Raw genomic sequence first — 12,957 nt, forward strand, 5'->3', positions numbered from 1 at the left:
TTTTTGAGATTTTATATTTATGCAAATTTACTTGGCACGAAATAATCAACAAGCTGGGCCATACACCTTAGAGCAGCTCAACCAAATGCTCGCCAGCCAACAAGTGTTGCTGACAGATTTGGCTTGGCACCAAGGCATGAGCGAATGGAAAGCTTTAGGTGAACTCACCCAAGGTAAACTTGTATATGAACCACAAGGCTACGTCAGCACACCACCTGCCCCTGAACATTCACCTTTTCAAAATACAGATTACACGGCTACAAACACATCACGACCAAGCTCAGCATCATCAAATTCAAGAACACAGGCAACAAAAAATGAATTGGCAAGCATTAACCAACGTGCTTTAGCCAAAATTATAGACATGTTGTTATGGTTGCCTGCAGCAGCACTTCCCTCTTTTTTCTTAAATGCGGACCAGTTTGAACAATTGTCTGGTTTACAAAAAAAAATGCAGGCAGCGACAACGTCTGATCAAGCCATGCAATTGCAAACTGAACTCTTTCAGCTCATTCCAATGCAAGCTTGGCAAGCGGTGGCAATTTATTTATTGATTATGCTGGGCATACAAGCCTTCCTGCTGGCTAAAACTGGACAAAGTATTGGCAAACGTCTGACTAAAATTAAGATTGTCGATGCTGAAACCGATGAAAAAGTCAGCCTAATGCGTGTGTTTACTATTCGCTCTATCATTTTCATTATTTTGAATATGATGTTTATGCCCTTCATCACAATTTTAGATTATGGCTTTGCATTTGGTGCAAAACGACAGGCTTTGCACGATAAACTCGCCAAAACCAAAGTCGTAAAGCAATAATTTGATTTTATTTATTCAGGGATGATTGATCATCCCTTTTTTCTTATAATATTGATAAATATAAATAAATTAAAATTAACACAAATAATTCCGAGTATAAAAATTGGTTTTTATTCCCTCCACTTAAAGCCGCTTTATGTGTAGCTTAGTTTGTCGATATCAGGCATAATGCCCTACAACGTAGCGGTGTCCGATGATTAAGAAGACTTTTTCATCTTTTTTGATGTCTTTTTAATCATGCGACACTTTAATCGCTATCCCATATTAAATTAGGGAATGGGACTCTTCACCGAGGTTGTAAAATGAGACAAACGATTTTAGCTGTATTGTCTTTATCTACGATGGCTGCACTCTTAACTGGGTGTGGCGGTGATTTAGTACTTCTGAACTCAAAAGGTCCAGTTGCAGCAGGTCAAAGTAACCTGATGATGACTGCGATTTACCTAATGCTATTGGTGGTTATTCCATCTGCAATTATGGCATTGTGGTTCGGTTGGAAATATCGCGCATCGAATAAAGACGCAGACTATCAACCAACATGGTCACACTCTACTGCAATTGAAATTGTAGTATGGGGTATACCTGTTATTATTATTTGTATTTTAGCTTGGTTAACTTGGTGGGGTTCCCACAAGTACGACCCTTACCGTCCGCTAGAATCCGAAAAAGCTCCTTTAACTGTTCAAGTTATTGCTGAACAATTTAAATGGATCTTCATCTACCCAGAACAGAACATTGCTACTGTTAACGAATTACGCTTCCCAGAGCAAACGCCTGTAAGCTTACGTTTAACCTCTAACTTCACAATGAACTCGTTCTTTATCCCTGCATTATCTGGTCAGATTTATGCAATGGCGGGTATGCAAACTCACTTGAACGTTTTAGCAGACAACACGGGCGAATTCCGTGGTTTCTCATCTAACTACTCAGGTTATGGTTTCTCGCAAATGCGCTTTAAAGCTCACTCTGTAACTCAAGCTGATTTTGAGCAATGGGTAACAGCTGTTAAAGCAGGTCAAGGTACGACTATCAATCCTCAAGCTGTTCAAAAAACAGTTTTAGATCAAGCTGAATTTGCTTCTTTACGTGACGGTAACCGTTCACAGAAACAAATTGATGCAATGGTTCGTAACGCCAAAACTGAATTAGAGAAAAAACTTGCTGCAACGGCTTTAAAAGAAGGTCCATATAAGACTCAGCCACATCCTGTGACTTATTACTCTTCTGTTGAGCAAGGCTTGTTTGAATCAGTGATCAATAACTATATGAGTAACTACCATGGTGCTGACCATTCAGCTCCTGTAGTGGCTGGTGAAGCGCCTGCTTCTGAAACTCATGTAGCAGTTGAACATGCGACTGCTTCTCAAGGGGAATAAGACATGAGCTTATTAGGTAAGTTAGGTCCAGATGCAATTCCTTACGATCCAATCGTATTGGTAACTGTTGCAGCGATGATCTTAGGTGGTCTTGCAGCGATTGCTGGTATTACCTACTTCAAAAAATGGGGCTACTTGTGGAACGAATGGTTCACATCTGTAGACCATAAAAAAATTGGTATCATGTATATCTTTGTATCTGTAGTCATGTTACTTCGTGGCTTCGCAGATGCGATCATGATGCGTCTTCAACAGTTCCTTGCGAAAGGTGGTGGTGAAGGCTATTTACACCCAGAACACTATGACCAGATTTTCACCGCACACGGTGTGATCATGATCTTCTTCGTGGCAATGGGTCTTGTTGTTGGCTTAATGAACATCTCTGTACCATTACAGATTGGTGCTCGTGACGTAGCCTTCCCGTTATTAAACTCTTTAAGCTTCTGGTTATTCGCTGGTGCTGCAGGTTTAATGATGGTTTCACTTGCATTAGGTGAATTCGCTGCTACAGGTTGGATGGCTTATCCTCCTCTATCTGGTATCGAATACTCTCCAGGTGTTGGTGTTGACTACTATATTTGGGCACTTCAGGTTTCTGGTCTAGGTACGCTTCTTACTGGTGTTAACTTCTTCGTTACCATCATAAAAATGCGTGCGCCTGGCATGAAACTTATGGACATGCCTGTTTTCACTTGGACAACATTAGTTACTGCGGTACTTATCATTGCAACATTCCCAGTTTTAACTGCGACAATTGCAATGTTAACGCTTGACCGTTACTTCGGTTTCCACTTCTTTACGAACGACATGGGTGGTAGCCCAATGTTGTATGTAAACTTGATTTGGACATGGGGTCACCCAGAAGTTTATATCTTAGTATTACCAGCATTTGGTATTTACTCAGAAGTAACTGCGACTTTTGCTCGCAAAACATTGTTCGGTTACAAATCAATGGTGTACGCAACTGTTGCAATTGGTGTGTTATCACTTGTTGTATGGGTTCACCACTTCTTTACCATGGGTGCAGGTGCCAACGTTAACGCGTTCTTCGGTATCATGACCATGATTATTGCGATTCCTACTGGTGTGAAAATCTTCTCTTGGTTATTCACCATGTACAAGGGTCGTATTACCTACACTACCCCAATGCTTTGGACACTTGGCTTCCTTGTGACTTTTGGTATCGGTGGTTTAACAGGTGTATTAATGGCAGTTCCACCAGCGGACTTCCTTGTACACAACTCTTTATTCCTAATTGCTCACTTCCATAACGTAATTATTGGTGGTGTAGTATTCGCGATGTTCGCAGGTATCATTTACTACTGGCCAAAAATGTTTGGTTGGAGACTCAATGAAACTTGGGGTAAAGCAGCATTCTGGTTCTGGTTCTTCGGTTTCTACTTTGCATTCATGCCACTTTATATCCTTGGTTTCATGGGTATGACTCGTCGTTTGAATACATATGACAACCCAGAATGGGATCCATACTTGGCAATTGCGTTCTTCGGTTCTGTGTTAATTGCTATTGGTCTATTCTGCTTCGTTATGCAGATTGTGGTTGGCTTCCTACAACGCAACCAACGCTTAGACCTTACTGGAGATCCATGGGATGGCCGTACGCTTGAGTGGGCTACTTCTTCTCCAGCACCGTTCTATAACTTTGCTCACCTTCCAAAGATCAATGGTATTGATACTTTCTGGACTGACAAAGAAAATGGTGTTGCATACGCTCGTCCAACGAAGTATGAAGATGTCCATATGCCAACTAACCGTGCAGCTGGCTTCATAATTGCAATGTTTATTACAACTATGGGCTTCGCATTAATCTGGCATATTTGGTGGCTAGCAATCGTTACGTTCATTGCGGCAATCATCAGCTTCATCGTGAGTTCTTTCACGAAGAAAGTGGACTACTATGTTCCTGCTGCTGAAGTTGAGCGTATTGAAAACGAACGCTATGCGATCCTTGAAAAACACTTGAAGAAGGACTAAGACATGGCTGAAGTACTTCATCACGACAACCACGGACATGATGATCATCACCACGATGATACAGACATCACCGTCTTTGGTTTCTGGACCTACTTGATGAGTGACCTTGTAATTTTTGGTACACTTTTCATCGCGTTCGCTGTATTAAGTAGCCACGTTCCAGTAGGCACTCCAACAGCTAAAGATTTGTTTGGCGAGTCATTAGGCTTCGTTTTAACAGAAACTTTTGCCCTGTTGATTTCTTCTGTAACTTTCGGTTTTGCCGTTTTAGCTGCTTACAAGAAAGATGTTGCTAAAGTTCTAACTTGGTTAGGCGTGACTTGGGTTTTCGGTGCGATCTTTATTGGTATGGAACTTTATGAGTTCAACCATTTAGTTCACGCTGGACATGGTCCAAGTGCGAGTGCGTTCTTATCTGCGTTCTTTACTTTGGTTGGTACGCACGGTATTCACGTAACTTCAGGTTTAGTTTGGATGATCGTGTTAATGGTTCAAATCAAGAAATATGGTTTGACTATTCCGAACATGCGTCGTTTAGCTTGCCTAAGCTTGTTCTGGCACTTCCTTGACATCGTTTGGATCTGTGTATTCAGCGTAGTTTACTTGATGGGAGTTCTCTAATGAGTCACGATCACAACTCTGCTGGTGCATCACACGGTAACACTAAGCAATATACGATTGGCTTTATCCTTTCTGTTATCCTTACCATTATTCCTTTTGGTATGGTTATGGCAGGTGGTTTTGGCCGTGGTATTTTGATTACTGTTATTTCGATTACAGCAGTTGCTCAGATTCTTATTCAATTAATTTATTTCTTGCATATGAATTCTTCTTCAGAGCAACGTTGGAACGTGATTGCATTCGTGTATACCATTCTGACCATTGCCATCCTTTTGGTTGGTTCTGTATGGATCATGAACTACCTACACTACAACATGATGATCTAAACTGGTTGTCATGCTGAAAAAGTATTTATTCCTGACAAAGCCAGGAATTCTCTTTGGTAATTTTATTACCACTTTGGGTGGCTACTTTGTAGCTGCCCAAGGTTCTGTAGATTTCCTTCTCCTACTGCTTACTCTGCTTGGTACAACGCTTGTTGTCGCCTCAGGATGTGTGGTCAACAATATTATTGACCAAGACATCGACCAAAAAATGCAACGCACACAAAACCGTGCTTTAGTGAAAAAAACTGTTTCTGTTCCTATTGCGCTGATTTATTCAGTGGTATTGGGCATAATTGGTTTTAGCATTTTATGGTTTGGAGTTAACGCATACGCTTTTCTTTTTGCACTGATTGGTTTCGTGGTTTATGTCGGCTTTTACAGTCTATGGACCAAACGCACAACAATTCATCAAACCATTATTGGCAGTATTTCAGGCGCAAGCCCACCTGTCATTGGTTATACAGCTGTTGCAAATCAATTTGACTTAGCTGCACTACTTATCTTTTTAGGTTATGCACTTTGGCAAATGCCCCACTCTTGGGCGATTGCAATTTACCGTTTTGATGATTACAAAAATGCGGGGATTCCAATTTTGCCAGTTGCTCGTTCAATTTTACGAACGAAAATTGAATCACTAATTTATGTGGTGTTATTTACCGTTGCCATGAATGGACTGTTTGTATTTGGTTATGCAAACTGGCTATATCTGGTTATTTTGAATACACTTTGTATTTATTGGTTCTATATTGGCGTCATTGGCTTCAAAGCAGAAAATGATCAATTATGGGCAAAACGCTTTTTCCTATTTTCGGTTATTTTAATTACTGTTGTGAGTTTATGTTTTAGCTTTACAGCAACCGCACCAAGCACGCAAATCATACTTTTTTAAAAGATAGAGTTTAGCTCTATCTTTTAATGGAGTGCCTACCCTCTCCACACTTCAATATTTAAATAATAACAATTTATCTGTCTTTGATTTATTCGTCCTTAATAATTTTCGAATTAAACACTCTAAAAGTTAGTGACATACAAATACAAAGTATAAAATTTAAATTCCAATCATAGATGCAAAATATTACATTCCCTTTTTGCCCAAGCCGATCTTTTCTTAGACCAAGCCTTGTATTTACTTGGTAAAAGCTCTAAAATTCACGCTTCGCAATTTTGCGACACAACTTCGGTTGTGACTCCTTGCTTCTGGCTCAATTTAGTCAGGGGCTGCATAAACCGTAAGGAGCTGACAATGCGTCACTACGAAATCGTACTTTTGGTACACCCAGACCAAAGCGATCAAGTTGTGGGTATGGTAGAACGTTACCTAACTCACATCAAAGAAGCTGAAGGTCAAATTCACCGTTTAGAAGATTGGGGCCGTCGTCAATTGGCTTACCCAATTAACAAAATTCACAAAGCGCACTACATTCTTATGAACGTTGAATGTGGTCAAACTACGCTTGACGAGTTAGAAGAATTGTTCCGTTATAACGACGCGATCCTTCGTAGCTTGATCATCCGTCGTGAAAACGCTATCACTGAAGAGTCATTATTGGCTAAGAGTGCTGAAGAAAAACGTGCGCGTAAAGCTCAACGTGAAGAAGCACAACACGCTAACCAAGACTCTGCTGAAGCTTAAGGAGAACATCAATGGCACGTTTTTACCGTCGTCGCAAGTTCTGCCGCTTTACAGCTGAGAACGTTACGTACATCGACTACAAAGATATCGATACACTAAAACAGTACATCACTGAAAATGGCAAGATTGTTCCTAGCCGTATTACAGGTACTAAAGCTCGTTACCAACGTCAATTAGCGCTTGCTATTAAACAAGCTCGCTACTTAGCGTTGATCCCTTACACTGACAATCATAAGTGAGGTTGAGCTGTGGATATTATCTTATTACAACGCATTAAGAACCTTGGTAAATTAGGCGATAAAGTTTCAGTTAAAGCTGGTTACGGCCGTAACTACTTGATCCCTCAAGGTAAAGCAGTTGCTGCAACTGAAGCAAACACTGCTGCATTTGAAGCTCGTCGTGCTGAACTTGAGAAGCAAGAAGCTGAAATTTTAGCTGCTGCTCAAGCACGTGCTGACCAATTGAACGAAGTTAACATCGTAATCACTGCTAAAGCTGGTGATGAAGGTAAACTTTTCGGTTCTATCGGTACTCGTGACATCGCTGACGCGTTAACGAATGCTGGTCTTGAAGTTGACCGTGCAGAAGTTCGTTTACCAAACGGTGCGCTTCGTCACACTGGTGAATTCAACATCGCAATCCAATTGCACCATGATGTTGTTGCTGAAGTTCTCGTTACTATCGTATCTGAGTAATTTGCTGCAAAAGAAAAGAGCATGCCTAATCGCATGCTCTTTTTTTGTCTTTAGAATATACGATTAGTACAATTTTCCTAAATCGTCCTGCACGCTTTGACTTATCCTTCGCCAAAATCTACTCGCTTTTTTTTCTAGAGGGCGTATCATCGGGAAGTGGAAAGAATATGAGTTTCAAATTCTATCCCAGTGCATTATTCAGCATTTACTGTTTTAAAAATCAGGGATTTATATGTCACAGGCGACTGCTAGCGCAAAGCAACATACTGCAAAGTCTGATCTAAAACCAAATGAGAACAGCCCGCTTAAAGAGTTTCGTACCCCACCGCATAACTTAGCCATCGAACAAGCTGTTTTGGCTGCGTTAATGACTGTGGCCGAATCTTTTGAACAAGTGGGTGATGTGCTACAAGAATCTGATTTTTACGCGACACGCCACAAATATATTTTCCGCGCCATTGATTCTTTGTCTAAAGAAAACTCACCTTATGATGCCGTATTGGTGAATGACTGGCTGATTAAACAAAATTTACTTGAAGCTGCAGGCGGGGAAGAATACTTAATGCAGCTCATGGCAGACTCGCCTTCTAGTTTTTATAACCTAGAAACCTATGCCACGAAAATTAAAGAATTCTCGACCCTCAGAAACATGATTAAAGTCAGTTCTGAAATTTTACAAAATGCCTATGACACCAAAGGTCGTAGCGTAAGTGAAATTTTAGACTTGGCCGAAACCAATATTTTCCAAATTGCCGAACAACATAATAACAATGCCAAAGCACAAGGCCCAAAAGCCATTTCGAGCGTGGTTGCCGATGTATTCGACAAACTTGATGAACTTTCTAAAATGGAAGGTAACATCACAGGCTTAACCACAGGCTTTGTGGAGTTAGATAATAAAACTTCGGGCATGCAAGCGGGTGACTTGATTATTGTCGCTGCGCGTCCATCTATGGGTAAAACCACCTTTGCCATGAACTTGGTCGAAAGTGTTTTGTTTAACAATGATTTGCCTGCCCTTGTCTACTCTATGGAAATGCCTGCAGACTCAATCGCAATGCGTTTAATTTCTGCATACGGCAAAGTGCATCAAGGGAATTTACGTTCAGGTAAACTCAGTGGCGATGAATGGTCAAAAGTCACAGGCACGATTTTACAACTGCAAGAAAAGCATTTGTATATTGATGACTCATCTGCCCTACCACCTACGGAAGTACGTGCACGTGCACGACGCATTGCCAAACAACATGGCGGTAAAATTGGCTGCATCATGGTCGATTACTTGCAGTTAATGAAAGTTCCAGGCATGGGCGATAACCGTGTCGGCGAGATTTCAGAAATTTCACGTAGCTTAAAAGCCTTGGCCAAAGAGATGAACTGCCCTGTGATTGCTTTGTCACAGCTCAACCGCTCATTAGAGAACCGACCTAATAAACGCCCTGTGATGTCTGACTTGCGTGAATCTGGTGCAATTGAGCAGGATGCGGATTTAATCATGTTTATTTACCGCGACGAAGTTTACAATAAAGAATCTAAAGAAGCAGGTACTGCCGAAATTATTATTGGTAAACAGCGTAACGGCCCAATTGGTACGGTACGTCTTGCTTTTGAAGGGCAATATACGCGTTTTAGTAACTTATCTCCTGAGTATTATGCTCAGTATGATGATGAAGAGTAATGCTTGCATTGCTCTTTTTTATTAAAACCATGTTTTAATCTGACTTATTAACTTTGCCCACCATAGTTTCCAACTTGAGAGTAAATTATAATCTTGACTATTTTCTTCCATTTCAAGTGATGGAAATGCTTTATTTAATTGCTTGCATGTCGGATACTTTTGTTGCAGTTGCGCCAAATAATGTGTCTGATCATAGTCTATAAAACCATCTAAAATCCCAACCTCTGATCTATCGACTGTAGAACAATTTGAGGTCTGCTTATTCCAAGCTAAAAATGGGACAATCGGTTTAGATAAAACAAGCTGGTCATTCTTACAGTTTAATGTTGCAAATGAAACTACTTGATATTGCTGGGGTTTAGCACCATCTGGTGCATAAGCTAAACCAATAATTAATTGGTTTTTAGCTGTACTTTTACCTGAAAATCCACTGTACCATTGAGTAGGCTTTTTATATTTAACCTCATCTAGTATTGAGCGAAAAATAAATTGACCTGAACTGAGTTCAAAAATGAAGTCTGAACTCTCCTGTACTGCCAGTGAACCTTGGTAACGGGCAATAAAAACGTCATTGGGTGAATGTGGCATACAAGCCATAACTGACTGACAAAAAAATAAAGTACTCCATCCCAGATAACAAAATATTTTCATCATTTATTCAACATATCCAAGTTTAAAATGCATTGTTTAATCTCTCTTTGAGTTCATTTAAATTACGAACCCACTCTCCACAATCTTCTGAGTCTTGCCATAACTCGTACAGTTCAGAATTTTCCTAAGTGAGAGCATCTAACGCCATAATAGCTTTTAGAACGTATAGTTTTATATGAAAAATAAAGCCTGAAACTTTTACAAATTATTTGCAATCAATAACCTAATAGATTTTTCGATCTTAAGTTAATTTATGATCAAAAACTTAAATGTTCATGTCTATTTGAGGTTGATAGGTCTACAATAGTGAATATTTTTAAATAGAACTATTTTTAGTATTTATTTATCACTCCACAGTGTATCTAACACAAATTACCAATTGTCATTCCCAAGGAGTAACGAGGGTGCGCCAAGCAACAGTTTATATTGACAGTCAGGCACTGCAATATAATTTAAACCGTGTCAAACAACTTGCCCCAACAGCGAAAATTGTTAGCATGGTCAAGGCCAATGCTTACGGACATGGTGTAAAAGACTGCTTAGCAGCCTTAAAAGACAGCGATGCCTTTGGTGTCGCTTGCGTTGAAGAAGCCTTAGAAATTCGTGAATTGGGATATACGCAGCCCATCACCCTGATTGAAGGTGTTTTTTCTGCCGATGAAATGCAAAGTGTGTTAGCACACAAATTAGAATGTGTAGTGCATCATCAAGCACAGCTCGATTGGCTACTACAACATAAAGCTGATTACATCACACAAGGCTTAAAAGTCTGGGTCAAACTCAACAGTGGCATGAATCGTTTAGGTTTTAAAATTCCTGAAATTATTGATGTGATTCACATGCTCAAAGCCGAAGGTTTTACCTGTGTGTTAACCATGCATTTTGCCAATGCCGATGGTGATCATGCTTTAAATGATCAACAAGTCGCGCAATTTTTGCATGTCAAAGACAATTGCAGCCCTATTCTTGCTTCTTGCTGTAACTCTGCTGCAATCTATCGTTATCCCGAATTGCATTTTGATTATGTACGCCCAGGCATTATGCTTTACGGTGCAACGCCTTTTGCCGCACATAATGTGCATACACTCGACTTAAAGCCTGTGATGACTTTAAGCGCAGAAGTGATCGCACTAAATGAAATTGATGCAGGCGAACACGTCGGCTACGGTTCAACCTTTACTGCAGAACAAGCCATGCAAATTGCGATTGTTTCAATTGGCTATGGCGATGGTTATCCACGTACATTTGTTCAGCCAAATTTTGTTGCGATTGGTGCAAAATTAACGCCTGTGCTTGGTCGTGTGTCTATGGATATGATTGCCATTGATGTCACAGGTTTAGACGTTGAATTAGGCACACAAGTTGAACTATGGGGCAAACACCGTTTGGTGGATGATGTTGCCACAGCCAATGGTACGATTGGCTATGAGTTGTTGTGTCGTTTAAGCCCTCGCCCACAGCGCAAGGCAACCAGCATTTAACTTTCTTTTTTCGATCTGTTGCATGTAGCAGTTTTGCTGCATGCAATCGTCTAAGCCATTCTCTTTTTCTTTCTTATATTTTTCTTTTCGCTTTTTATTTTCTTAAATTCACTTTATTTCCATTCATATTGATAAAAATTTGTGGTCACCCACATTTGCATTTAGCGCTTTACAGTCATCCAAATATTTAGCTGAAAATCACACTCAAAATCTCAAGAAAAAACAATATGCTCGCGCACTGTCTTTAAACTGCCACATCGCTTCAAATTCATGGATTAATCACATTTCACCAGTTCTCAGAAGTTTGTGCTGCGCGCTACGATGAATCAATGACTTCACGACTATTTAAGCCATTTATAAAAGCATCCACATGATAAGAAAATAATCTATTACCAATATTTGTTTACTTTTGACTTCAAAGCATCATCAAACTGTAGCCTCTTTGAAATATAAAACGCTTAATTTCTAAACAAGAATAAAGAGGAAAAACTCCTTAATTTTTATAACCTTATTCTGCTTAGGAAAAGAATATGTCTGAACAAAAAGTAGCTTTAGTGACGGGTGCATTAGGTGGTATTGGCAGTGAGATTTGCCGTCAACTGGTTACAGCAGGCTATAAAATTATTGCAACGGTTGTACCAAGAGAAGAAGATCGCGAAAAACAATGGCTTGAAAGCAAAGGCTTTACAGAAAGCGATGTGCGCTTTGTTTTAACCAACTTAAATGAGCATGAAGCGGCTACAGCAGCCATTCAAGAAGCGATTGATGCTGAAGGTCGTGTAGATGTGTTGGTCAACAATGCAGGTATTACCCGCGATGCAACTTTCAAAAAAATGAGCTATGCACAATGGTCTGAAGTGATTGATACCAATTTAAAAACACTTTTTACAGTGACTCAGCCTGTATTTAACAAAATGTTAGAACAAAAATCTGGTCGGATTGTGAACATTAGTTCGGTGAACGGTTTAAAAGGTCAATTTGGTCAAGCCAACTACTCTGCAACTAAGGCAGGCATCATCGGCTTTAGCAAAGCTTTGGCGCAAGAAGGCGCACGTTCAAATATCTGCGTGAACGTCGTTGCACCAGGTTATACCGCAACCCCGATGGTCACAGCGATGCGCGAAGAAGTAATTAAAAGCATTGAAGCACAAATTCCTCTGCAACGTCTTGCCGCCCCTACCGAAATTGCGGCAGCAGTTATGTATTTAGTGAGTGATCATGCTGCATACGTAACAGGCGAAACCTTATCAATCAACGGCGGCTTATACATGCACTAAGCGTGTAACACCTCATTTGAATCTACAAGTTTATTTACTGGAGTGACACCCATGCTATACGGCGACTTATTTTCAAACATGAATGCTCAATACAAAAACATGTTTGAACCGTACACCAAATTCAACAGTTTAGTTGCAAAAAATTTTGCTGACTTAACCAACTTACAATTAGAAGCAGCACGCAACTATGCCAACATTGGTTTAGCACAAATGTTTGCCAATAGCGAAGTGAAAGACATGCAAAGCATGGTGAACTGCACCACGAAGCAATTAGAAACCATGAACAAACTCAGTCAGCAAATGATTGAAGATGGCAAAAAATTAGCAACACTGACTTCAGAATTCAAAGCTGAATTTGAAAAGTTAGTCAGCGATTCAATGCCAAATAACAAATAAACACTGCTCTGAAA

At 40.1% G+C, this 12,957-nt stretch carries 14 protein-coding genes; 13 read left to right on the plus strand and 1 reads right to left on the minus strand.

From position 1 onward, the window contains the following. Positions 1-19: 19 nt before the first annotated feature. The 10 genes from HYG89_RS01545 (at position 20) to dnaB (ending at position 9,138) form a co-directional block, all read left to right on the plus strand. Positions 20-817, plus strand: coding sequence for an RDD family protein (locus HYG89_RS01545; protein WP_178865769.1), 798 nt, complete (start codon positions 20-22; stop codon positions 815-817). Positions 818-1,119: 302 nt separating this feature from the next. After that, on the plus strand, positions 1,120-2,193 hold the full coding sequence (cyoA, locus tag HYG89_RS01550) for a ubiquinol oxidase subunit II (RefSeq protein WP_004973169.1): 1,074 nt from the start codon (positions 1,120-1,122) through the stop codon (positions 2,191-2,193). Between the two features lie 3 nt (positions 2,194-2,196). After that, positions 2,197-4,185 carry a cytochrome o ubiquinol oxidase subunit I gene (gene cyoB / locus HYG89_RS01555; RefSeq protein ID WP_096900904.1) on the plus strand — a complete coding sequence of 663 codons (1,989 nt, stop codon included), beginning with the start codon at positions 2,197-2,199 and terminating at the stop codon, positions 4,183-4,185. Between the two features lie 3 nt (positions 4,186-4,188). Continuing rightward, the gene (gene cyoC, locus HYG89_RS01560) at positions 4,189-4,806 is read left to right on the plus strand and encodes a cytochrome o ubiquinol oxidase subunit III (RefSeq protein ID WP_004973159.1); all 618 of its coding nucleotides are present in this window, start codon (positions 4,189-4,191) and stop codon (positions 4,804-4,806) included. Then, a complete protein-coding gene (locus HYG89_RS01565; RefSeq protein WP_004973158.1) occupies positions 4,806-5,132 on the plus strand; it encodes a cytochrome o ubiquinol oxidase subunit IV in 327 nt (108 codons plus the stop codon). The genes cyoC and HYG89_RS01565 overlap by 1 nt, the downstream gene beginning before the upstream one ends. Positions 5,133-5,142: 10 nt before the next feature. Further along, entirely contained in the window at positions 5,143-6,021 is an 879-nt protein-coding gene (cyoE, locus tag HYG89_RS01570) for a heme o synthase (RefSeq protein ID WP_167846069.1), read from the plus strand. Between the two features lie 354 nt (positions 6,022-6,375). After that, positions 6,376-6,765 (plus strand): 30S ribosomal protein S6, encoded by a 390-nt coding sequence (gene rpsF / locus HYG89_RS01575; RefSeq protein ID WP_004973153.1) that lies wholly within the window; start codon positions 6,376-6,378, stop codon positions 6,763-6,765. 11 nt (positions 6,766-6,776) lie between these two features. Further along, complete coding sequence (gene rpsR, locus HYG89_RS01580; RefSeq protein ID WP_004719336.1) at positions 6,777-7,004, plus strand: 30S ribosomal protein S18; 228 nt, start codon at positions 6,777-6,779, stop codon at positions 7,002-7,004. Between the two features lie 9 nt (positions 7,005-7,013). Continuing rightward, positions 7,014-7,460: a 50S ribosomal protein L9 gene (gene rplI, locus HYG89_RS01585; protein WP_004973150.1), complete on the plus strand. Its 447-nt coding sequence runs from the start codon at positions 7,014-7,016 to the stop codon at positions 7,458-7,460. A gap of 232 nt (positions 7,461-7,692) precedes the next feature. Beyond that, entirely contained in the window at positions 7,693-9,138 is a 1,446-nt protein-coding gene (gene dnaB / locus HYG89_RS01590; protein ID WP_004973149.1) for a replicative DNA helicase, read from the plus strand. Positions 9,139-9,159: 21 nt separating this feature from the next. Here dnaB and HYG89_RS01595 read toward each other — a convergent pair whose 3' ends face one another. Next, complete coding sequence (locus HYG89_RS01595; RefSeq protein ID WP_026438364.1) at positions 9,160-9,726, minus strand: hypothetical protein; 567 nt, start codon at positions 9,724-9,726, stop codon at positions 9,160-9,162. A 467-nt stretch (positions 9,727-10,193) separates the two neighbouring features. Between HYG89_RS01595 and alr the strand changes: the two genes are divergently transcribed. The 3 genes from alr (at position 10,194) to HYG89_RS01610 (ending at position 12,943) form a co-directional block, all read left to right on the plus strand. Next, a complete protein-coding gene (gene alr, locus HYG89_RS01600; protein ID WP_096900907.1) occupies positions 10,194-11,270 on the plus strand; it encodes an alanine racemase in 1,077 nt (358 codons plus the stop codon). Between the two features lie 530 nt (positions 11,271-11,800). Beyond that, a complete protein-coding gene (locus HYG89_RS01605) occupies positions 11,801-12,547 on the plus strand; it encodes a beta-ketoacyl-ACP reductase (RefSeq protein WP_178865771.1) in 747 nt (248 codons plus the stop codon). Between the two features lie 51 nt (positions 12,548-12,598). Further along, complete coding sequence (locus HYG89_RS01610; protein WP_178865772.1) at positions 12,599-12,943, plus strand: phasin family protein; 345 nt, start codon at positions 12,599-12,601, stop codon at positions 12,941-12,943. The last annotated feature ends 14 nt before the right edge of the window (positions 12,944-12,957 follow it).

Origin of the sequence: Acinetobacter sp. SwsAc5, from assembly GCF_013391485.1 — a bacterium.
GTDB classification, from domain to species: domain Bacteria; phylum Pseudomonadota; class Gammaproteobacteria; order Pseudomonadales; family Moraxellaceae; genus Acinetobacter; species Acinetobacter towneri.